This is a genomic window from Streptomyces sp. NPDC058678 (genome assembly GCF_042714835.1).
In the GTDB taxonomy this organism is placed as follows: Bacteria; Actinomycetota; Actinomycetes; order Streptomycetales; family Streptomycetaceae; genus Streptomyces.
The window spans coordinates 75026-95552 of record NZ_JBHXSG010000027.1; the positions used below are offsets into that span (position 1 = coordinate 75026).

A 20527-nucleotide genomic window follows, 5' to 3' on the forward strand; every position below is an offset into this window, starting at 1 on the left:
AACCCGCACGAAACCCCCGGGTCATGCCCCCGCCGCATCCAGCTCGTCGGCGTGGCTGTTCACGGCCTGCGGAGTGCCCGTGAGGTCGAGGACGAACAGGGGAACCTGCAGTTCGTCGGCGCGGGTGCGGGCCTCGGCCGAGAACCCGGCGAGGGAGAAGTACACGCAGGCCGTGGACTCCGTCATGGCCGTCAGCCACAGGCACTCCACGTCCCGCAGGGACGCCGGGCGGACGGTCGGGTCGACCTGGGCCAGCAGGCCGCGCGCGGCGAGGCCGACGCCGGTCGGGGGCCGCTGGTCGGCGCGGCGGATGTCCCGGTAGCCGAGCCAGCGCAGATACAGGGCCGCGGCGGTGATCGCGTCGCGGGCGGTGCGGATCGTGACGGGCTGGAAGACGCGGCGCCCGGCCGGGGCGGCGGCTCGGGGGCTCGCCGTGGCGGGCGCCCCGGCCACCGGGATGCGCAGCACCGTTCCGCATACGCAGCCCAGCTCCGGATACGGCCACTGGTTCCGGCGGCCGCAGGCCTCGCACGGCACGACGACCCAGTCCTCGTCCCAGGCACGGTGGGCGACCGCGGTGGCCGTCCCGTGCTCGTCGAGCGCGGGGGCGACGGGCGCCCCGCACACACACGGGTACGACGGCGCCTCGTAGAAGTGCTCACGTCTGCAGGCCGGGCAGCGCACCGGCACGCTCTCGGGCATGGCACTCATGGTCCTCCAGGCACCCCCTGCTTGTCCGTCTCTTGACGGCCTTCGCCCACCCACCTACATTACTTCCAGATAGTAGAAGTAATTTTCCGCAATACGGAAAAGAAGCCACGGGAAGTGCTCACCGCGGGGCGCGACGGGAGTGCGGATCCGACAGCCGAAGCAGGAGTACTCGATGGCTCGAATGACCGCTGTCCGCGCGGCAGTTGAGATTCTCAGGCGTGAGGGAATCACCGACGCGTTCGGTGTGCCCGGCGCGGCGATCAATCCCTTCTACGCAGCGCTCAAGGCCTCCGGCGGCATCCACCACACCCTCGCCCGGCACGTGGAGGGCGCCTCGCACATGGCCGAGGGCTACACCCGCACCCGCGCGGGCAACATCGGCGTCTGCATCGGCACCTCCGGGCCGGCCGGCACCGACATGATCACCGGTCTGTACTCGGCCCTCGGCGACTCCGTCCCGATCCTGTGCGTCACGGGACAGGCCCCGACCGCCGTGATCCACAAGGAGGACTTCCAGGCCGTCGACATCGCCTCCATCGCCAGACCGGTGACGAAGATGGCGGTCACGGTGCTGGAGGCCGCGCAGGTCCCCGGCGTCTTCCAGCAGGCATTCCACCTCATGCGCTCCGGACGCCCGGGCCCGGTCCTGATCGACCTGCCGATCGACGTCCAGCTGACGGAGATCGAGTTCGACCCGGACACCTACGAGCCCCTGCCGGTCTACAAGCCGGCCGCCACCCGCGCCCAGGTCGAGAAGGCGATCGGGATGCTGAACGCGTCCGAGCGCCCGCTGATCGTCGCCGGCGGTGGTGTCATCAACGCCGACGCCGCCGGACTGCTGGTGGAATTCGCCGAGTTGACCGGAGTGCCGGTCGTCCCCACCCTCATGGGCTGGGGAGTGCTCCCCGACGACCACGAGCTGAACGCCGGCATGGTCGGCCTGCAGACCTCCCACCGCTACGGCAACGCGACCTTCCTGGAGTCCGACTTCGTCCTCGGCATCGGCAACCGCTGGGCCAACCGCCACACCGGCAAGCTCGACGTCTACACGGCCGGCCGGAAGTTCGTCCACGTCGACGTCGAGCCCACCCAGATCGGCAGGATTTTCGCCCCGGACTACGGCATCGCCTCCGACGCGAAGGCCGCACTTGAGCTGTTCGTGCAGGCGGCAAGGGAGTTGAAGGCCGCGGGCCGGCTGCCCGACCGCTCCGCGTGGGCGGCCGCCGCACAGGAGAAGAAGGCCACGCTCCAGCGCCGTACGCATTTCGACGACATCCCGATCAAGCCCCAGCGGGTCTACGAGGAGATGAACAAGGCCTTCGGCCCGGAGGCCCGGTACGTCTCCACCATCGGCCTCTCACAGATCGCCGGCGCCCAGATGCTGCACGTCTACCGGCCGCGCCACTGGATCAACTGCGGCCAGGCCGGCCCCCTCGGCTGGACCGTCCCGGCCGCGCTGGGCGTCGCCAGGGCCGACCCCGAGGCGCAGGTTGTCGCCCTCTCCGGCGACTACGACTTCCAGTTCATGATCGAGGAGCTGGCGGTCGGGGCGCAGCACAAGATCCCGTACGTCCACGTCCTCGTCAACAACTCCTACCTGGGCCTGATCCGCCAGGCGCAGCGGGCGTTCGACATCGACTTCCAGGTCAACCTGGAGTTCGAGAACATCAACTCTCCGGAACTGGGCGTCTACGGCGTCGACCACGTCAAGGTCGTCGAGGGCCTCGGCTGCAAGGCGATCCGGGTGACCGACCCGGCCGAACTCGGCGCCGCCTTCGAGCAGGCGAAGAAGCTCGCCGTCGAGTTCCAGGTGCCGGTCGTCGTCGAGGCCATCCTGGAGCGCGTCACCAACATCTCCATGTCCACCACCAACGACATCAGCAACGTCGTCGAGTTCGAGGAGATCGCGACCGAACCGGGGCACGCCCCGACCTCGATCAGAACACTGAAGGTCTGACGCCGAGCGGCAGCACTGCCTTCCCGCGACCGGATGCGGTTCAGTCCGCGCCCGGGAGGATGCCACTGCGGCAGCTCCGCGGCCGGCGAACATACGTAGCCGATTGCGTATTTCTACTGATCTCTTCAGCGTCCGCTTAGGGAAGGGTCTTGATCGAGGATGAACCGTGCGCGACCGGTAGAGCCACTGAGCACAGGTCGGGATGATGACGTTGCTGGAGTCTGCAGGAGACCGGGTACGGTGGCTGGTCCGCGCCACCACCCCGACGGGACGTAACCGGCCGGCTCGGTATGCCGCCGCTCCGGTCACCGCCCTGCTGGCGGCCGTCGCGCTGCTGACGGCCGGCTGCTCGGGCGACGGAGGCGGCACCGACGCATCGGCCGCCACGCCCTCCGCGACCGGCACTGCCACCACTGCCCCGACCACCCCGTCGGCCACGCCCTCCCCGCCCTACCCGACCAACGCCAAGGGCTGCCACCCCAACGGGGAGTGGACGACGGAACAGGCCGTGGACTGGGTGCGACTACATGCCGATGCCCCCGCCGCAGGCGTCGACACCTCCAAGGACCCGGTCACGATCGACGAGAGCGTGGAGGGCTACTCCGGCCCGCTGTGCGAAACGATCACCGTTCAGGTGGAGTTCTGGAAGCTCACCTACGGCTCGGCGGGCGCCGGAGAGTACACGACCAGTGCCACGGGGGCCCCGCCGGACTACTACTTCGACATGGACTCCGTGAAGCGGACCGAGCTGCGCGTCGACGGACGCAAGGAGCACCTCGTGAAACCGCCGGAGAGGCTCTACGTCGGCGACCGCAGCGTCTGCGCGGGGGCTCTGGTCGCGGTGTACGTCGGCAGGCCCCTCAAGAGCAAGGAACTGCCCGAGCAGATCAGCACCGAGTCCGGGGGCCTCAACATCTCCGGCGGGGACGTGAAATTCAGGACCGAGCGGGTGGCCAAGTACGAGCTGTCGCCTCCAGCGGCGCCGAACGTCTGCAGCCCCGAGGGCAAGCCCACCGCCGACCCGTACGACGTGCCCGACGCCACGGGTGTGCCCGACCCGCTGTACCCGACGCCGACGTTCAGCTTCGACGTGAACGACGTCCTGCGCTCCCCGAGTTTAGGAGATTGAGCATGTGGGGGCCCGGCGACCGACGGGGCCGTGGGTTCACGGAAGAGCTGGTGGCGGAAGGATTGACCGATTTTCGGGACGGTCCGACAGGTATCTGATACAGGGAGGCTGCTATGGGTAAGCGGGAATTGGGGCCGTATCCAGGTCTGAGATATGCGCACATGGTGTCCAAGGACATCCACAGCAGCCATGTCGTTCGCCAGTTTGCTCTCTATCCGATCGACATCGAGCGGCCGGAGAAGGGCCGGCGGGTGGAGGCGCTGGAATGCGGGAGCTGCCAGAAGCCGCTGAAGTTCAAGGTGCTCAGTGTCGCGGCGACCAGGAGCCGCCGGTGGGCGTGGCTGGTGCTGGGCCTGGCCGGGGTAGCGGCGGCGCTCGGGTTCGGGGTGGCGATCTTCGAGGTCGGCGGGCAAGTGGCCGAGGAGGGGGCCCCCAACCCGGTGGGCCCGCTGGCGCTGGGCTTTCTCGCCGGGTTCCTTTCCGGGACCGTCGGCCTGAGCTACTGGCGGTACGAGGATGGGGTGCGCGGGCCCGGCTCGCCGCTGATGTCGTTCGGTGGGCACGTTCTCCGGTGGCCGCCCAGCTAGCGCGACCCCCTGGCGAGATGGCCCGCCGGTCCGCCGAGAGGCGGCGCCACCGGGTGCAAGCCCGCGGCGTCGAGTCCGCAGCAGGCCGGACAGGAACCGCAGGGCCTGACTGTCCAGATCGGTTTCGGTGGGTACACAACAGCCCATTCATCAGTGGCTTCACCTGTTCCTTGCGAGGAGGCCCTGGCGTTCACGCCGGGGAGGAATCGCATCCGGGGGTCGCGAGGCGGAGCGTCGCCGCATCCGGTTCAGGGCGCGGAGCGCCCGTACTGCTGCCGGTATCGCCGAGGTGATGCGAACGCGTGTTCCTGTGATCGCTGGTCGGGGTGGTTGCCGTGGGATCGGGGTGCGTTTGTGCGGCTGTCGTACATACGGTCCTTCAAAGGGTTCGGGGCGGCGCATGTCCTGGCCGGGGCTGTGGGGGCGAGATGACACATGCGGGAGTGGCGGCGGGGGTCGGGCATGCCCGCTACACGTACCGGTTGCGCGTGTCGTTGACCGCTCGCACCGCCCTGGCGGCGGAGTGGGACCGGTGCCGCTGGGTGTGGAACGAATGCGTCGCCAAGTCTCAGGCCGTAAACCTGCACAACAAGTCCACCGGCCAGCAGGCCACGTGCGGTCCTGCTCAGCTCGACAGGATGCTGACCCAAGCCCGGAAGACGACGCCGTGGCTGCGTGAGGGATCGTCGGTTCCCCAGCAGCAGATCATCCGCGACTTCGGCCGCTCCCGCGCCAAGGCGCACAAGGACATCACGGAGCGCCTGCCCATGGCGCGCCGGACCGGGATGCCGAAGTGGAAGACCAAGCGCGAGGCGCTGCCGACCCTCAACTACACGAAGCGCGGGTTCCGGTTGAAGGAGGGCCGGCTGCACCTGGCGGGCGGCATCGTGGTGACGGTGGTGTGGTCGCGGGAACTGCCGGGTGAGCCGTCCTCGGTGCGCGTGTACCAGGACAGCCTCGGGCACTGGTACTGCTCCTTCGTCGTCCCCGCCCAGGTCCAGCCGCTGCCGGAAACCGGTCGCGTACTTGGCGTCGACTGGGGTGTGAAGGAGACCGCGACCACCACGCCCGACGCGCACGACCTGCCGCACGCCGGGTACGGCAGGAAGGCCCGGACGAAGCTGACCCGGTATGACCGGATGATGGCCCGCCGCAGGCCGGAGAAGGGCCGGCCCGGATCGAAGGGCTACCGCGAGGCGAAGTAACTGCGGGCGAAGGCCTACAAGAAGGTCGCCAGGCAGCGTCAGGACACCGGCCGCAAGTGGGCCAAGAAAGTTGTCCGCGACCACGACGCCGTCGCTGTCGAGGACTTCCGCCCGAAGTTCCTCGCTCGGACCAGCATGGCCCGCAAGGCCGCTGACGCCGCCATCGGCGCCACCAAGGCCGCTCTGATCGAGATGGGCCGCAAGCACGGGCGGGACATCCGCCTGGTACACCCCGCGCACACCACGATGGACTGCGCGCACTGCGATGCGAGAGCCAAGCACGCACTGCCGCTGGGAATGCGCACCTACACCTGCGCCGCGTGCGGAGCGGTGTCCCCACGGGACAAGAACTCCGCACGCGTGATGCTCGTCCGGGCTGGTCTCAACCCGGCTGGTGCTGATGGCGCAAGACCTCCTGGAGCGCTGCTCCAAGAGGCTGCCTGAGCCAGGAATCCCCTCCCTTCAGGGAGGGGAGGATTCAATTCATCACGCATGCGGGGCGGCCCGCCCTCATTCCTCCTGAGCCCTGGCAGGTAGCGGAGACGGGCGACGCGGACCGGTCGACCGGCAGTCTGACGTGGTGGCTGGGGACATCGACTGCGGCATTCCGCATCCATGCACTTCCCGCTGATGCACTGGCTCGGGGCGGTTCTTACTTTTGGTCCGGCTTCCCCGCTTACCTGGACTGGCGTGCCCGGCGGGCGGTGCGCGGGGCCTCCACGGGGTTCGCCAGGCCGTCGCCGACCAGGTGTTTCAGGGCCCGCAGGAGGGCCTCCCTGTCTCCGCCGGGAAGCGTGGCCAGGGCGTCGCGATGTACGCGTTCGACGATCTTCTGACTCTGCTCGGCGACGCGAGCGCCCTCGTCGGTGACGGCGATGATCCGGGCCCGCCGGTCCCTGCTGGAAGGGCGGCGCTCGGCCAGACCTGCCTCCTCCAGGGCGTCCACCGTCACCACCATCGTGGTCTTGTCCATGTCGCCGATCTCGGCGAGCTGGATCTGGGTGCGCTCCTCCTCCAGGGCGTGGACGAGCACGCAGTGCATCCGGGCGGTCAGGCCGATCTCGGCGAGGGCGGCGGACATCTTGCTCCGCAGGACGTGACTGGTGTGGTCGAGGAGGAACGACAGGTCCGGTTCGGTGCGCGCGGGCGACATGGCGGTCATCCCGCCAGCGTAGAGCAAATCGATCCGAGACGGATTATCCAGAAGAGACCTTAATGTAATCGCTGGTCACAGGGTCCGACAGCTTGGACCTGATGCCGTGATGGAGCACATGCCCCGCTCACGTCCCTGCGCGCTGAACGAAGGAGTCCTCGTGCCCGATCAGGACGATCCCCGCCACTACGCCGGCGATCAACATCCGCCCTCCCCGTCGGGCCGGGACGATCGTGTTGTTACGTAGATCGGTTACGTAGTTGCCGTATCCGTTCGGCCCACCCGTCCCACCCGGACGAGGGTTGCCCGTCCCGCGCTGATCGACGCCCACCCGCTCGGGCCGGCGGCTCGCCGTCGACGCGTAGCCGTCGACGCGGTGTGAGATCGAGGACACCAGGCCACAGGTTGTCAGTGGCGTACGACAGGATGTGCGGGGGCACCAACTGTCGCGGGGGCGTGAGGGTATGACGACGGAACGGACACCGCTGGTCGGCAGAGAAGCGGAACTCGCGCGGCTCGACCGGCTCCTGGCGGAACTGGTGGGGGACGTGCCCGGCCGCCCGGCGGTGCTGGACGTCGGCGGTGAGGCGGGCATCGGCAAGAGCCGGCTGGTCCACGAGCTGTGCCTGGCCGCGACGCGGCGCGGGGCGGCGGTGCTGCGCGGCCGGGCGACGGAGTACGAACGTCACATCCCGTTCCAGCCGTTCACCGACGCCTTCTCCGACCTCGCCCCGGAGGCCGTCGAATCCTTCCCGGAGGCTGCCGAGGTCGCCCCGGTGCTGAGCGGCGCTCCCCGCAGCACGGACCGCTTCCACCTGCACCGGGCCACCGCCGCCCTGCTGACCCACGCCGCGGCGTCCGGGCTGGTCGTGGTCCTGGACGACATGCACTGGGCGGACGCCGCGTCGCTGGAACTCCTCGACCATCTCGTACGGCACCCCGTGCGCGCCCGCGTCCTGCTGGTCCTCGCCCGCCGCGACCGGCAGAGCCCCGCGCCGCTTGCCGCGACCCTCACCCGCGGCACGGAGACCGGCACGGTACGGCGGACGGTCCTCGGCCCGCTCGGCGAGCGGGACTGCGTCGAACTGCTCACCCCTGCCCTGGCCCGCGACCAGGCCGTACGGCTCTTCACCGCGAGCGAGGGCAACCCGCTGTACCTGCTGACCCTGCTCCAGGCGCACCGCGAGGGCGCGTCGGTGAGCCGACTGTCCACGACCGGCCTCGGGGCGCTGCTGCTCGACGAGCTGACCCCGCTGACGCCGTCGCAGGGCCGGCTCGTCCAAGTGGTGGCAGCTCTGGGCGACCACGCCACGCCCGCGCTGCTCGGCCCGGTGACCGGCCACGAGCCGGGGCAACTGGCCGACGATCTCGCCGTACTGACCCGGCGCGACCTGCTGCGCACCGGCACGCACGGGCGGATCGCGCTGCGTCACCCCGTGCTGCGCAGCCTCGTCCGCGACGGCACCGACCCCTGGCAGCGCACGGAGATCCACCGGCTCGTCGGCGCCGAACTCGCCAGTACCGGCGCCCCGTTGGCCGGGCGGGCGCACCACGCCGAGCAGTCGCTGTCCGGCTGGGACCCGCGGGCGGCGGCGGTGCTGGACGAGGCCGCCGAGCAGGCCGCGCAGACGGCGCCCGCGAGCAGCGCGCACTGGCTTGAGGTGGTGCTGCGGCATCTGCCGCACACGCCGGAACACGCGGCCAGACGGCGCGAGTTGATGCTGCGGCGGGCCCGGGCGCTGGGCGTCGGCGGCCGGCTCCGGGAGAGCCGGGACCTGTTGCACCAGGTGATCGCCCTGCCCGACCCGGGCGACGGGACGGGGTCGCGGGCGTCTGCTGTCGTGCTGTGCGCCGTCATGGAGCGCCATCTGGGGCGTTACTCGGAGGCGGTCGCCCTGCTCCGCCGCGAGTTGCACCGCACTGATCCCGCGCCGTCGCTCGCCGACCAGGTGGCGCTGGGCCTGGAGCTGGGCTCCTCGGCCCCGCACGACACCTCGTACCAGGCGGTGCGCTCCGAGGTGGCACACACCCTGGAGGTGGCCCGCTCCCTCGGGGACGAGACGGGGGTGGCGGGTGCGCTGAGCGTCGCGGCGCTGGGGGAGGCGTACGAGGGGGAGACGGCCGCGGCGGACGACTTCACCCGCCGGGCGGCGGCCCTCGTGGACTCGCTGCCGGACGGCGATCTGACCGGCCTGTGCGAGCCGCTGGTACGGCTGGCCTGGGCGGAGGCGTTCCTGGAGCGCTTCGCCGACGCCGAGCGGCACGCCGATCGCGGCCTGGCCATTGCCCGCCGCACCGGCCAGATCTACCTCCTGCCCCACCTTCTCCTGTGCAAGACACACGTGCGCACCCAGACCTGCCGGCTCGCGTCGGCGGTGGAACTGTCCGAGGAGGCCGAGGACATCGCCCGCGGCATCGGCAGTGACGAACTGCTCGCCTTCGTCCTCGCCACCAGGGCCCACGCCCTGGTCGACGCCTGCCCACCGGGCGATCCGCGGCCACTGGCCACCGCCGAGGAGGCGGTGGCCGCGGCGGGTCTGGGCGTCAACTGGTGGGCGTCCATCGCTTGGTGTGTACTCGGCTACGCGGCGCTCACTGCCGGCGACCCGGCTCGTGCCCGGGAGGCGGTCCTGCGTGCCGGCGGCCCCGGCCTGCGGCGCATGCAGCCCTCCATGCGTCCGCTGTTCCTGGAGGTCCTGGTGACCGCCGCCGTCACCATGGGTGACCTGGACGCGGCGAAGGACTGGGCCGAGCGGGCCCACGAGGAGGCCGAGCGGCTCGATCTGCCCGTGCAGCGCGCCTCTGCCATGCGCAGCGCCGCGCAGATACGCCTCGGTCTCGGTGACGACAAGGCGGCGGCCAACCTGTTCGTGGCGGCGGCCGACGAGAGCGCCCGCAGCGGAGGGGTGTTCTGGGAGGCGTTCTCCCTGCTCTTCGGCGCCTCCCTGATGGCGGCGGACCCGGGCGGCTCGCGGCGCGGGCAGGCGGCCTGGCACCGGGGGCGGCGGCTCGCCATGGCCGGGGGCTGCGGGATGCTGACCGGTCTTGCCGAGGCGGTCGGCCCGGCGGTGGCCGCTGCCGCTGACGGGCCCGAGCGCCGCCTCGCCGAACTGACCGCCCGCGAACGGGAGATCGCCGACCTCGTCGCCGACGGCCTTACCAGCCCGGCGATCGCCGAACGACTCTGCCTGAGCCGCCGCACGGTCGAGACCCACATCTCCCGGGTCTACCGCAAGACGGGAGTCTCATCGCGGGCAGCGCTGGCGGGCCTGATGGCGGGGCGCACGCCGAGGCCTTCCTGAGAGGATGAGCCACGCACGGTTCCATAGCCCGCCTACGACCGGTGGCGTACGTGGATGGTACGGGGCGCGCGGGCTCACTGCTCGTGGTGCTCGGAGAGGCCCGGCCAGTCGTCGGGGCCGCCGCCCTGCCACTCGATGATGTCGCTCTCCTCGACCTCGACCTGGTCGAGGTCCGCGAGACGTAGGAACTCGACCACGTCGTCCAGGTGCGAGGCTACGCCGAGGTTCTCGTCGTCCCAGGTCACGCGCCGCGAGCCGTCCAGGGCGGGGGCGTGGACCACGATGTGCGGATGCTGCGTGGGGTGTGCCGGAGGTGCCATGCCTTCAGGCTCCTGCGGGCGGGGCGGATCCGCACCCCGGAGTGCCCCCGCACGTCCCGGTAGCGCCGGTGAGCGCCGGATGCGGGGTCGTCCGCATCCGGCGCTCGCCGGGGATCCTGGGACCGCGGCGGTTGCGACGGAGCCCGGGACGCCCTTCCCTCAGGTCGGGAAGAGGGTCCCCGGTCCTTCACCACCGCACTGGCTCGCACGCCGCCGCGGTCCCGGCCCTGCCCGCGCCCCTATGACCGGTCGGCCACCCCTCATCCGGGTCGCCGATGGCCGGGCGCGGTCAGGGAGTTCGGTCGTCCCGGGCTGTCGAAATGGATTCCGGGCGGCGCCGACGCCTGGGCGCGACAGGACAGTTGTCAGCGCCGACGCCGCCCGGAGCTTGAGGGAGGGGCTTCAGACCTGGGCGCCGGACAGGCGCTCCACCGACCGGAGCAGCGCCGAGTGGTCGAGGCCGCCGTCGCCCTGCGTACGCAGACTGGCGACCAGCTGGGCGACCACGGCACCGACGGGCAGTGCCGCGCCGACGTTGCGGGCGGCGTCCGTGACGATGCCCATGTCCTTGTGGTGCAGGTCGATACGGAAGCCCGGCTTGAAGTCGCGGTTCAGGAAGTTGTCCTTCTTGCGCGTCAGCACGGTGGAGCCGGCCAGTCCGCCGTTGAGGACGTCGAGGGCGGCCTTCAGGTCCACGCCCGACTTCTCCAGGAAGACCACGGCCTCGGCGCACGCCTGGATGTTCACGGCGACGATCAGCTGGTTCGCGGCCTTCACGGTCTGACCGGAGCCGTGCGGACCGCACAGCACGATCGTCTTGCCGAGCACCTCGAAGACCGGCTCCGCCTCGTCGAAGTCGGCCTGCTCGCCGCCGACCATGATGGACAGCACGGCCTCGACGGCACCGGCCTCGCCGCCGGACACGGGCGCGTCCAGGACCCGGATGCCCTTGTCCCCGGCCGCCTTCGCGAGGTCCACGGACGTCTGCGGGGTGATCGAGGACATGTCGATCAGCAGCGCGCCGGACCGCGCGTTCTCCAGGATGCCGTCCGGGCCGTAGGCGATGGCCTCGACCTGAGGAGAGGCGGGCACCATCGTGATCACGACGTCGGCGTCCCGGACGGCCTCGGCGATCGAGCCGGCCGCGGTGCCGCCGGCGGCGGCCAGCCGGTCGAGCTTGTCCTGCTCCAGCGTGAAGCCGGTGACGTCGTAACCCGCCTTGATCAGGTTCTCGGACATGGGGGAGCCCATGATCCCGAGGCCAATCCAGGCGATCTTGGGGAGGTTCGTGGTCATGAGGATGCCTCTCTCACTGCTTTCTGCGTCTGTGAACTGCCGCTCAGCGGGCGGCTCGGGCCCCGGCCGGCAGCCAGTCGAACGCCTCCGCGCTCGGACGGTCGCCCGGCTTGTACTCCAGGCCGACCCAGCCCTCGTAACCGGCCTTCCCGAGCTGGTCGAGGAGGTCTTCGAGGGGGAGTGAGCCCGTACCCGGTGCACCGCGACCGGGGTTGTCGGCGATCTGCACATGGCCGGTCCTCGCGGCGTACCGCTCGATCACCGACGGCAGGTCCTCGCCGTTCCTCGACAGGTGGTAGAGGTCCATCAGGAAGCGTGCGTTGCCGAGCCCGGACGCCTGGTCGACCTTGTCGACGATCCCCACGGCGGCGGGTGCGCTCACCAGCGGGTACAGCGGTGACTCGGGCTTGTTCAGCGCCTCGATCAGCAGGATCGCGCCGATTTGGTCGGCCGCCCGGGCCGCGAGCACCAGGTTCTCCAGGGCGAGCGCGTCCTGCTCGGCCGGGTCCACGCCCGCGACACGGTTGCCGTACAGCGCGTTGAGGGCCCTGCAGCCCAGAGACTCGGCGAAACCGGCCGCCACGTCGATGTTGGCGCGGAACCGTTCCGACTCCTCGCCCGGGACCGACAGGGCACCCCGGTCCGGGCCGGGCAGCTGTCCGGCGTAGAAGTTCAGCCCGGTGAGCTGGACGCCCGCGTCCTCGATCGCCTTCTTGAGGGCGTCGAGTTCGGACCGCTCGGGGGTGGGGGAGTCGATCCAGGGCCACCACAGCTCGACCGCGGTGAAGCCGGCCGCGGCGGCGGCCGCGGGGCGCTCCAGGAGCGGGAGTTCCGTGAAGAGGATCGACAGGTTGACGTTGAAGCGCTGGTCTGCGAAGCCCATCGGGGTGGCGCCCCCTTGCTCACTTGTAATTTCGTATTGCGGAAGTTTGTTTCTGCTTAATGGAAGATTGCCTGGAGTCGCTGAGGGCTGTCAAGGGCCGCCCACGAAAACGCGCCCGCTGCCTGAGCCTTCTTGGCTCTCCGTCCGAGTGCTTGTCGGCGCCCCGCCGATCGCCGCAGGTGCGTCCGTTAAGGTCGTCTCGGGGCGACCGGGACGGCGCGATGCGCAAGGTGTCCCGGATGTGCCCCGCAGGTGCCCGCTCTCTTGGAAGGGTGGGAGAACATGCAGGTCAGAGCCGCTATGGGGGCACAGTGCGATTGAGAGTCGAGTTCACGACCGAGCCCTTCGACCTCGACGAGGCGCCCGCGCACGCACTGGTGGCCCGCGAGGTCGTCGAGGCGGCCGAACTGGACGCGGTGGACGTCGGACCGTTCGGCAACACGGCTGAGGGTGGCGCCGACGCCGTGCTGAGCGCCGTGGACGCCCTGCTGCGCCGGACCCTGGAGTCCGGCGCCACCCGGATCTCGCTCCAGCTCAACGTGATCGGCGAGCACGAGGCCGGCGAGGGCGTCACCAGAGGGGGCGAGAAGTGACCGGTACCGGGGACGAGCCCTTCATCACGGCCGTGAAGCCGCTGGTCGATGCGATGGGCGGCGAGCTGGTCCCGCCGGACGAGGCCGGCCCCGACGACGTCGTGCTCGCCTGGGAGGGTGCCGACGTCGTCGCCGTGCGCCTGCCGCAGCTCGCCGACTCCCTCGACCACATCCTGGCCGCCATGGAGCGCAAGAAGGGCAAGCCCCTCGCCGACCTGGACCGCAAGGCCAAGCAGGAGGTCGTACGCATACTGGAGGCGCGCGGCGCCTTCTCCGTACGGCACGGCGTGGAGACTGTGGCGAGCGCGCTCGGCGTGAGCCGCTTCACGGTCTACAACTACCTCAACCGTGAGAAAGGGAGCTGAGGTCGGGCTCGCTGGGCAACAGGGTCGGATCGCCGGCCCCGGACCGGCCTTGTAACCCGGAATTTTCAACAAAGTGTTGACGCGCTCTTCCGGAGGGCGTTAGCTGGCGGCAGCCCGATCAGTACGAAGGCCGTTCGCGGCCACGGAGGCTCCCGTGACGTCGACTTCCACGCCCCCGGGCCTGGCCCGGTTCAACGCCCTGGAGAAACACGCGGCCTCCGCCGCCCTCCACGAGGCGTGCGCCTCCACGGCATGGGCCGAGCGGCTGCTCGCAGCCCGCCCCTACGCCACCGCCGAAGACCTCTACACCGCCAGTGACGCCGCGATGGCCGAGCTGAGCGCCCAGGACCTCGCCGAGGCCATGGCCGGGCACCCGCCGATCGGCCGTCCGAAGCCGGGCGACCCGACCTCGGCGCGGGAACAGCGTGGCATGGCCGGCGCCTCCGAGGAGCTCAAGGCGCAGATGCTGGAGCTGAACCTGGCGTACCAGGAGAAGTTCGGCCACGTCTTCCTGATCTGCGCCACCGGCCGGACCGGCGAGCAGATGCGCGACGCGGTCGAGGAGCGGATCGGCAACCCGCCGGAGCAGGAGCGGGAGATCGTCCGCACCGAGCTGGGCAAGATCAACCGTATCCGGCTGGCCCGCATCGTCGAAGAAGACTGACGAAGACCGAAGAGGACTGACGCAGCATGAGCACCAGCACCACCGCCTCGGTGTCGACGCACATCCTCGACACCAGCATCGGCCGCCCCGCCCGGGGAGTCGCCGTCCAGCTCTCCGCTCGGCAGGGGCGCGAGGCGGACTGGCAGGCGCTCGGCGGCTCCGCGACCGACGCGGACGGGCGGTGCAAGGACCTGCCGACGCTGCCGGAGGACACCACACACGTACGGCTCGACTTCTCCGTGGAGCCGTACTTCGAAAACAATGTCGAGAACAAGCAAGCCGATGCGCAGCAGGACGCCCCCGCGAATCGGGACAGCGGCCCTGGGGTGTTCTTCCCGGAAGTGGCGATCACCTTCGCCGTCAAGCCCGGCGAGCACTACCACGTACCGCTGCTGCTCAACCCGTTCGGCTACTCCGTTTACCGAGGGAGCTAGCAGAAGATGACAGACGTTTCCCGCCCTGACCGCCCTGTGCTCCTGGGACAGAACCAGTACGGCAAGGCCGAGAACCGAGTCGTGAAGATCACGCGGGACGGCGCCACCCACCACATCAAGGACCTGAACGTCTCCGTGGCGCTCTCCGGCGACATGGACGAGGTCCACTACTCCGGCTCGAACGCCAACGTGCTGCCGACCGACACCACCAAGAACACGGTGTACGCGTTCGCCAAGGAACACGGCATCGAGTCCGCCGAGCAGTTCGGCATCCACCTGGCCCGGCACTTCGTCACGAGCCAGGAGCCGATCAAGACGGCGCGCATCCGCGTCGAGGAGTACGCCTGGGAGCGGATCGAGCACTCCGGGAACGGAGCGCACTCCTTCGTCCGCAAGGGCCAGGAGACCCGGCTGACCCAGGTCACGTACGACGGCGAGTCCTGGGAGGTCGTCTCGGGCCTCAAGGACCTCGTCGTGATGAACTCGACCGACTCCGAGTTCTGGGGCTACGTCAAGGACAAGTACACGACGCTTCCCGAGGCGTACGACCGCATCCTGGCCACCGAGGTCGCCGCCCGCTGGCGCTTCAACTGGTCCGACGACGAGCAGGAGATGCCCCACTGGGAGAACTCCTACGAGCAGGTCAAGAAGCACATGCTGCAGGCCTTCGCCGAGACGTACTCGCTGTCGCTCCAGCAGACCCTCTACCAGATGGGCTCGCGGATCATCGACAGCCGCAGCGAGATCGACGAGGTCCGCTTCTCGCTGCCGAACAAGCACCACTTCCTCGTGGACCTCGAACCCTTCGGGCTGAAGAACGCCACCGAGGACGGTGCTGTGTACTTCGCGGCCGACCGCCCGTACGGCCTGATAGAGGCGACCGTCCTGCGGGACGGCTGCGAGGCGAAGATCCCGGTGGACCTCACCAACCTCTGAGCAACTCCCCATGCGGCACCCGCGGCCCGCCTGTGCGGGCCGCGGCACTCAAATCCCAGGGTCCTGCCGTGCCCACTCCACACAGCGAAAAGGACGCATCATGGCAGCAGACCGGCGCATCGTCATCGAGAACTGTTCGATCGCGACGGTGGACGCCGACGACACCGAGTACGCGAACGGGTACGTGGTCGTCGCCGGCAACCGCATCGAGGCGCTGGGCGCGGGCAAGGCGCCCGAGGGCCTGGAGAACGTCGTACGCAGGATCGACGCCACCGGTCACCTCGTGACCCCCGGCCTGGTCAACACCCACCACCACTACTACCAGTGGATCACCCGGGGCCTGGCCACCGACCACAACCTCTTCGACTGGCTCGTCGCGCTGTACCCGACCTGGGCGCGCATCGACGAGCAGATGGTCCGCGCGGCCGCCGAGGGCTCGCTCGCGATGATGGCCCGGGGCGGTGTCACCACCGCCATGGATCACCACTACGTCTTCCCGCACGGTTCCGGCGACCTGTCCGGCGCGATCATCGGCGCCGCCCGCGACATGGGTGTCCGCTTCACCCTCGCGCGCGGTTCCATGGACCGCAGCGAGAAGAACGGCGGTCTGCCCCCGGACTTCGCCGTCGAGACCCTGGAGGGTGCCCTCGCCGCGACCGAGGAGACCGTGAGGCAGCACCACGACGCCTCCTTCGACGCGATGACCCAGGTCGCCGTGGCGCCCTGCTCGCCCTTCTCCGTGTCCACCGAACTCCTCAAGCAGGGCGCCGAGCTGGCGCGTCGCCTCGGTGTACGGCTGCACACCCACGGCTCGGAGACCGTGGAGGAGGAGCAGTTCTGCAAGGAACTGTTCGGCATGGGCCCGACCGACTACTTCGAGTCCACCGGCTGGCTCGGCGAGGACGTGTGGATGGCGCACTGCGTCCACATGAACGACTCCGACATCGCCGCCTTCGCCCGTACGAAGACGGGTGTCGCCCACTGTCCTTCGTCCAACGCCCGTCTGGCGGCGGGGATCGCGAGGGTCCCGGACATGCTCGCCGCCGGCGTCCCAATCGGCCTCGGCGTCGACGGCACGGCGTCCAACGAGTCCGGCGAACTCCACACCGAACTGCGCAACGCCCTGCTCATCAACCGCCTCGGCGCCCACCGCGAGGCCGCCCTGAACGCCCGTCAGGCGCTGCGCCTCGGGACGTACGGCGGCGCCCAGGTCCTGGGCCGCGCGGGCGAGATCGGCTCCCTGGAACCCGGCAAGCTCGCCGACCTGGTGCTGTGGAACCTGGACACACTGGCCCACGCCTCGATCGCCGACCCGGTGACCGCGCTGGTCTTCGGCGCGGCTGCCCCGGTCACCGCCTCCTTCGTGAACGGCCGCCAGATCGTCGAGGACAACCGGCTGCTCACCGCCGACGAGGATGCGATCGCCCGCTCCACGCGGGCCGAGGCCCAGCGCCTGGCGCGGATCGCCGCGCAGGACTGACCCGTCACCACGCAGGACCGGCCCGTCACCACGCCGGGCTGACCAGTTGAAGATCTCCGGTCGAGGGGGACGGCCCTCGACCGGTGGCCGTGGACCCGAGCGGGGTCCATGGCGGCCGTCTCCGGGGCGCGCATGGACGTGTGCGCCCCGGAACGGCCTCCGCTGCCCTTTTCACGCGCCGGAGTTCCGCCATGCCTTCCCGGCGACCGCGAAGATCGTCCCCGGCTCGGGCGTCTCCACCGACGCCTGGCCGCGGTCCTGCTCAACCTGGTCTCAGCCAAAGCGGCAGGGACCGGGACGCCCAGGACGTGACCCATCCGATGGAGGCGGGAGAGGAGATCGCGAGCGTCACCCCCGCCTGAACGCCTGGCAGGGCTGGGGGTCCGGCAGCCGTCCGGTGAAGTACGACCTCGGCGGCACCCCCATCAGCGTGCGGAAGTCGGACGTCATGTGCGACTGGTCGTAGTAGCCGGTGGCGGCGGCAAGTTCCGCCCAGTCGGCCCGGGGTGCCTCGGTCAGCACCTGACGCACGCGGTCGATTCGGGCGTAGTGCTTCGGGGAGAGACCGACGCCCTCCGAGAAGAGGTTGCGCAACTGCCGCTCGCTGACGGCGAGTTCGCGGGCCACGTCCTTGACCTGTGCGGGGGCGCGGCCCGGCCGCGTCGACAGGGCGTCGACGGCGGACCGCAGCAGGCGGGTGCGCGAGCGGTCGGCCACCGACAGGTCCGGCAGCAGCTCCGTCAGGTACGACACCACCTCCTCCGGTGCCAACCCGACGAGCTCCTCGGCGAGTTGCCGTGCCGTTCCGGTCGGCATCGCGCCCAGCGGCACGGCTCGCCCGACGAGGTCGACCGCCGGTGTGCCGAGCAACGGGCGCACTGTGCCCGGCCCCAGGCTGATCTGGACGCAGGATGCCACCCGCCGGTCGGCGTCCGCGTAGTAGGAGGCACGGGTGCGAGGTCCGATGACCAGGGCGTCATGACGGCCGCCCGCCTCGACCCGTACGACCAACTTCGTCGCCGTGTCCGGCACATGGGCGAACGACGCCGGCAGCTCCTCCCCGACGCCCACCGCCTCGATACCGCTGATCCAGGGACGCAGGGCGGCGGGAACGGTCGGGGCGCGCTCGGCGAGGGCATTCGTCACGCTCCCACGGTAGGCGCACGCCGCACTCGCGCGGGCGTCACAACCGTGCCGGAATTTCCTAGCGACCGGGGGCGGCCGCCCGTCAGCGTTGAGCCCATGATCCTAGTGACCGGTGCCACGGGCACCATCGGCAGTGAAGTGGTACGACAGCTCGCGGCGCGTGGCGAGAAGGTGCGCGCCATGACCCGTGACCCGGCGAAGGCCCAGGTGCCGGCGGGCGTGGAGGTGGTGCGCGGGGACTTCCTCGACCCGGAGTCCGTGGACGCGGCGCTGGCCGGGGCGACGGCCGTGTTCCTGGTGGCCGTACTCGGACCGGCCGACAGTGGGCGGGACGCCCGGCTGGTCGGGCGAGCGCGGACGGTGGGCGTCCGCCGGATCGTGAAGCTCTCCTCCATCGGTACCGGTGATCCCGACTACGGTCCCTTCGGCACCTGGCATCTTCCGGGCGAGCAGGCGCTCCGCGCCGGCGGCTCGGAGTGGACGATCCTGCGTCCCTCGTCCTTCGCCTCGAACACCTTGGGCTGGGCGGAAGCGGTCCGGGCGGGCCGGCCCGTACCCGACATGACCGGAGACGGCCGCCAGGGGGTGGTCGACCCGCGTGACGTATCCGAGGCGGCCGTCGAGGCGCTGACCACCTCCCGGCACTCCGGCCGGACGTACACGCTGACCGGGCCCGAGGCGATCACCGTGTCCGACCAGGCCGCCGAGATCGCCGCCGTCGTGGGACGGCCGGTGGAGACGCTGGACCTCTCGCCGGACCAGATCCGCGAACAGCTGGCGGCCTCGGGGATGGACGCTGCGGCCGTGGAGAGCGTCCTGGGCGGCCTCCTGTTCGCCCGCGAGGGCGGCAATGCGCACGTCACGGACGACGTACGGGAGGCGTTGGGGCGGCCGGCACGGTCCTACCGGGAGTGGGTCGAGGACCACAAGGCCGTCTTCGCGGGGGCCTGACAGGCGGAACGGGCGGCCCAGGCGGCGAGAGGGACCCCGCCGCCTGGGCCGTCCGTCAGGTCCGCGCCCCGCCCCCCGGCCGCGGCACCGCCGTCGACAGGGCCGCGGCGGCCACCGCGATCACCCGGGTGCACATCGCCGAGTCGCGTGCGTCCTGCGACACCGAGCACGAGCCGGAGTCGGCGGACGCGTGGGCGTCCTTGTTCCTCAGAGCCCGAACAGGCTCGGATCGGACGCCAGCTCCTTGAAGTGCTCCCGCGGATCCGCCACCAGCTTGCGCTGCTTGAGGTCCATCAGCCCGCCCACCGCCGTGATCTCGGCCGCCACCGTGCCGTCGGCCTTCCGGATCGTCTGCTCGATGCGGAACGTCTTGCCCTCGCTCCAGTAGAAGGCGCAGGTCACCTCGACCTCGTCGCCCGCCAGTAACTCCCGCCGGTAGCGGATCGTGGTCTCCAGGGCCACCGGGCCCACGCCCTTGCCGATGAGGCCGGCCTGGCTGATCCCGGCGGCCCGGAGCAGCGACCATCGGGCGTGCTCCGCGTAGTTGAGGTACACGCTCTGGTTGAGGTGACCCTGCACGTCCGTCTCGTATCCGCGGACGGTCACCGGGACGGAAAACGGTTCGGTCACGGCTCCCCCTTCTCGTCGTGCTTGTCATGGACGACCTGATCCGTCGATCTTGGCATGCCCATCACGTCTTGGCAGGCCCATCACGTCCGGCGTGGGGACGCCAGCAGGTACCGGTCTCTCGTCCGCGGCTCCGTGTGCTCGCCGACCTGCCAGCCCGCCCCCTCCAGCGTGGCGGCGCAGGCCCGCAGCAGGTCGGTGTCCGGCGCGTGCACGGCGACGGCCTCCGGCTGCGGGGTCGCCCGCACCCGGTAGCCCTCCGCCTCCCGCCCGGCCGGACGGTGACCCGCCGCCTCCAGGGCGAGCGCGGCGGCCTGCACCAGATGCGCGCGCTCCCAGCCGCAGGGCCGGTCCGTCGCGCCGTGCTGGTTGGTCATCCGGCGCAGTTCCAGCAGCCCCTGCCAGGCGCTGTGCACCTCGCGGACGCGGGTGGGACCGGTGTCCGGCTCCTCGTCACAGCCGATGCGGGCGGTGAAGACACCGGCTGCCGGGGCCGGCTCGGCCAAGGGCTCGGCAGCGGCGGTCTCCGGGGGCGCCTCCCGGATCCGGTGCCCCGCCGGCGTGAGGAAGTGGTCGTGCGGCGGCCTCGGATGGCGGAAGGCGAGCCCTCGCTTCACCAGCGCGGCAAGCTGCGTCTCGGTGCCCTTCAGCCGGCCGGTGACCGGATCGGCGGCGTCGACGACACGCCGCTGCGCGGCGGTGGGCGGTCTTGTCACGGCGTGCTCCTCCCCGGCGAACGGCCTGGTCGAAGGGCTCCCGCACTGCCGCGACCAGCAGCACGATCAGCC

At 70.7% G+C, this 20527-nt stretch carries 19 protein-coding genes and 1 pseudogene; 12 read left to right on the forward strand and 8 right to left on the reverse strand.

The window, feature by feature from the left end; all coding sequences use genetic code 11:
* Window positions 1–21: 21 nt before the first annotated feature.
* A complete protein-coding gene (locus ACFWWR_RS24110) occupies window positions 22–711 on the reverse strand; it encodes a hypothetical protein (RefSeq protein ID WP_383871932.1) in 690 nt (229 codons plus the stop codon).
* Window positions 712–883: 172 nt separating this feature from the next.
* On the opposite strand from ACFWWR_RS24110, the gene gcl reads away from it, so the two are divergent.
* The 4 genes and pseudogenes from gcl to ACFWWR_RS24130 all read left to right on the forward strand — a co-directional run bounded on the left by gcl (window position 884) and on the right by ACFWWR_RS24130 (window position 6033).
* Window positions 884–2668, forward strand: coding sequence for a glyoxylate carboligase (gene gcl, locus ACFWWR_RS24115; protein ID WP_384305209.1), 1785 nt, complete (start codon window positions 884–886; stop codon window positions 2666–2668).
* Between the two features lie 211 nt (window positions 2669–2879).
* Window positions 2880–3797: a hypothetical protein gene (locus tag ACFWWR_RS24120; RefSeq protein ID WP_384305211.1), complete on the forward strand. Its 918-nt coding sequence runs from the start codon at window positions 2880–2882 to the stop codon at window positions 3795–3797.
* 161 nt (window positions 3798–3958) lie between these two features.
* The gene (locus ACFWWR_RS24125; RefSeq protein ID WP_383871940.1) at window positions 3959–4384 is read left to right on the forward strand and encodes a hypothetical protein; all 426 of its coding nucleotides are present in this window, start codon (window positions 3959–3961) and stop codon (window positions 4382–4384) included.
* Window positions 4385–4812: 428 nt separating this feature from the next.
* Window positions 4813–6033, forward strand: a pseudogene (locus tag ACFWWR_RS24130) (RNA-guided endonuclease InsQ/TnpB family protein).
* A 232-nt stretch (window positions 6034–6265) separates the two neighbouring features.
* On the opposite strand, the gene ACFWWR_RS24135 reads toward ACFWWR_RS24130, so the two are convergent.
* On the reverse strand, window positions 6266–6751 hold the full coding sequence (locus ACFWWR_RS24135; protein ID WP_384305213.1) for a MarR family winged helix-turn-helix transcriptional regulator: 486 nt from the start codon (window positions 6749–6751) through the stop codon (window positions 6266–6268).
* Window positions 6752–7206: 455 nt separating this feature from the next.
* Between ACFWWR_RS24135 and ACFWWR_RS24140 the strand changes: the two genes are divergently transcribed.
* On the forward strand, window positions 7207–10044 hold the full coding sequence (locus ACFWWR_RS24140) for a helix-turn-helix transcriptional regulator (protein WP_383878439.1): 2838 nt from the start codon (window positions 7207–7209) through the stop codon (window positions 10042–10044).
* 74 nt (window positions 10045–10118) lie between these two features.
* Here the strand turns inward: ACFWWR_RS24140 and ACFWWR_RS24145 are convergent, their stop codons facing one another.
* The 3 genes from ACFWWR_RS24145 to ACFWWR_RS24155 form a co-directional block, all read right to left on the reverse strand.
* Window positions 10119–10364: a hypothetical protein gene (locus tag ACFWWR_RS24145; RefSeq protein ID WP_217238932.1), complete on the reverse strand. Its 246-nt coding sequence runs from the start codon at window positions 10362–10364 to the stop codon at window positions 10119–10121.
* Window positions 10365–10766: 402 nt separating this feature from the next.
* Window positions 10767–11660: a 2-hydroxy-3-oxopropionate reductase gene (locus ACFWWR_RS24150; RefSeq protein ID WP_383861748.1), complete on the reverse strand. Its 894-nt coding sequence runs from the start codon at window positions 11658–11660 to the stop codon at window positions 10767–10769.
* A gap of 43 nt (window positions 11661–11703) precedes the next feature.
* Complete coding sequence (locus ACFWWR_RS24155) at window positions 11704–12543, reverse strand: TIM barrel protein (RefSeq protein WP_383861751.1); 840 nt, start codon at window positions 12541–12543, stop codon at window positions 11704–11706.
* A gap of 311 nt (window positions 12544–12854) precedes the next feature.
* Between ACFWWR_RS24155 and ACFWWR_RS24160 the strand changes: the two genes are divergently transcribed.
* The 6 genes from ACFWWR_RS24160 to ACFWWR_RS24185 all read left to right on the forward strand — a co-directional run bounded on the left by ACFWWR_RS24160 (window position 12855) and on the right by ACFWWR_RS24185 (window position 17015).
* Window positions 12855–13136 (forward strand): hypothetical protein, encoded by a 282-nt coding sequence (locus ACFWWR_RS24160; protein WP_384305216.1) that lies wholly within the window; start codon window positions 12855–12857, stop codon window positions 13134–13136.
* The gene (locus ACFWWR_RS24165) at window positions 13133–13501 is read left to right on the forward strand and encodes a helix-turn-helix domain-containing protein (RefSeq protein ID WP_217238936.1); all 369 of its coding nucleotides are present in this window, start codon (window positions 13133–13135) and stop codon (window positions 13499–13501) included. The genes ACFWWR_RS24160 and ACFWWR_RS24165 overlap by 4 nt, the downstream gene beginning before the upstream one ends.
* A 154-nt stretch (window positions 13502–13655) precedes the next feature.
* The gene (gene uraD, locus ACFWWR_RS24170; RefSeq protein WP_384305219.1) at window positions 13656–14165 is read left to right on the forward strand and encodes a 2-oxo-4-hydroxy-4-carboxy-5-ureidoimidazoline decarboxylase; all 510 of its coding nucleotides are present in this window, start codon (window positions 13656–13658) and stop codon (window positions 14163–14165) included.
* A 26-nt stretch (window positions 14166–14191) separates the two neighbouring features.
* A complete protein-coding gene (gene uraH, locus ACFWWR_RS24175) occupies window positions 14192–14599 on the forward strand; it encodes a hydroxyisourate hydrolase (protein ID WP_383861760.1) in 408 nt (135 codons plus the stop codon).
* 6 nt (window positions 14600–14605) lie between these two features.
* Window positions 14606–15535: a factor-independent urate hydroxylase gene (gene pucL, locus ACFWWR_RS24180; RefSeq protein WP_383861763.1), complete on the forward strand. Its 930-nt coding sequence runs from the start codon at window positions 14606–14608 to the stop codon at window positions 15533–15535.
* 100 nt (window positions 15536–15635) lie between these two features.
* Window positions 15636–17015 carry an 8-oxoguanine deaminase gene (locus tag ACFWWR_RS24185; RefSeq protein WP_384305221.1) on the forward strand — a complete coding sequence of 460 codons (1380 nt, stop codon included), beginning with the start codon at window positions 15636–15638 and terminating at the stop codon, window positions 17013–17015.
* A gap of 348 nt (window positions 17016–17363) precedes the next feature.
* On the opposite strand, the gene ACFWWR_RS24190 is transcribed toward ACFWWR_RS24185, so the two are convergent.
* Window positions 17364–18161 (reverse strand): helix-turn-helix domain-containing protein, encoded by a 798-nt coding sequence (locus ACFWWR_RS24190; protein ID WP_384305224.1) that lies wholly within the window; start codon window positions 18159–18161, stop codon window positions 17364–17366.
* Window positions 18162–18257: 96 nt separating this feature from the next.
* Between ACFWWR_RS24190 and ACFWWR_RS24195 the strand changes: the two genes are divergently transcribed.
* Window positions 18258–19112: an NAD(P)H-binding protein gene (locus ACFWWR_RS24195; RefSeq protein WP_384305227.1), complete on the forward strand. Its 855-nt coding sequence runs from the start codon at window positions 18258–18260 to the stop codon at window positions 19110–19112.
* Between the two features lie 207 nt (window positions 19113–19319).
* Here the strand turns inward: ACFWWR_RS24195 and ACFWWR_RS24200 are convergent, their stop codons facing one another.
* Both ACFWWR_RS24200 and ACFWWR_RS24205 read right to left on the reverse strand, forming a co-directional pair.
* Window positions 19320–19742, reverse strand: a complete 423-nt coding sequence (locus ACFWWR_RS24200; RefSeq protein ID WP_384305230.1) for an acyl-CoA thioesterase — start codon at window positions 19740–19742, stop codon at window positions 19320–19322.
* An 80-nt stretch (window positions 19743–19822) separates the two neighbouring features.
* Window positions 19823–20455 carry a hypothetical protein gene (locus ACFWWR_RS24205; RefSeq protein WP_383861777.1) on the reverse strand — a complete coding sequence of 211 codons (633 nt, stop codon included), beginning with the start codon at window positions 20453–20455 and terminating at the stop codon, window positions 19823–19825.
* Window positions 20456–20527: the final 72 nt, after the last annotated feature.

Excerpts from the sequence above, each read along its gene's own strand:
- ACFWWR_RS24140 (WP_383878439.1), top strand. The coding sequence starts at position 7,207 with ATGACGACGGAACGGACACCGCTGGTCGGCAGAGAAGCGGAACTCGCG.
- ACFWWR_RS24155 (WP_383861751.1), bottom strand. The coding sequence starts at position 12,543 with ATGGGCTTCGCAGACCAGCGCTTCAACGTCAACCTGTCGATCCTCTTC.
- ACFWWR_RS24135 (WP_384305213.1), bottom strand. The coding sequence starts at position 6,751 with ATGACCGCCATGTCGCCCGCGCGCACCGAACCGGACCTGTCGTTCCTC.
- ACFWWR_RS24195 (WP_384305227.1), top strand. The coding sequence starts at position 18,258 with ATGATCCTAGTGACCGGTGCCACGGGCACCATCGGCAGTGAAGTGGTA.
- ACFWWR_RS24110 (WP_383871932.1), bottom strand. The coding sequence starts at position 711 with ATGAGTGCCATGCCCGAGAGCGTGCCGGTGCGCTGCCCGGCCTGCAGA.
- ACFWWR_RS24185 (WP_384305221.1), top strand. The coding sequence starts at position 15,636 with ATGGCAGCAGACCGGCGCATCGTCATCGAGAACTGTTCGATCGCGACG.
- uraH (WP_383861760.1), top strand. The coding sequence starts at position 14,192 with ATGAGCACCAGCACCACCGCCTCGGTGTCGACGCACATCCTCGACACC.
- pucL (WP_383861763.1), top strand. The coding sequence starts at position 14,606 with ATGACAGACGTTTCCCGCCCTGACCGCCCTGTGCTCCTGGGACAGAAC.
- ACFWWR_RS24150 (WP_383861748.1), bottom strand. The coding sequence starts at position 11,660 with ATGACCACGAACCTCCCCAAGATCGCCTGGATTGGCCTCGGGATCATG.
- ACFWWR_RS24145 (WP_217238932.1), bottom strand. The coding sequence starts at position 10,364 with ATGGCACCTCCGGCACACCCCACGCAGCATCCGCACATCGTGGTCCAC.
- ACFWWR_RS24125 (WP_383871940.1), top strand. The coding sequence starts at position 3,959 with ATGGTGTCCAAGGACATCCACAGCAGCCATGTCGTTCGCCAGTTTGCT.
- gcl (WP_384305209.1), top strand. The coding sequence starts at position 884 with ATGGCTCGAATGACCGCTGTCCGCGCGGCAGTTGAGATTCTCAGGCGT.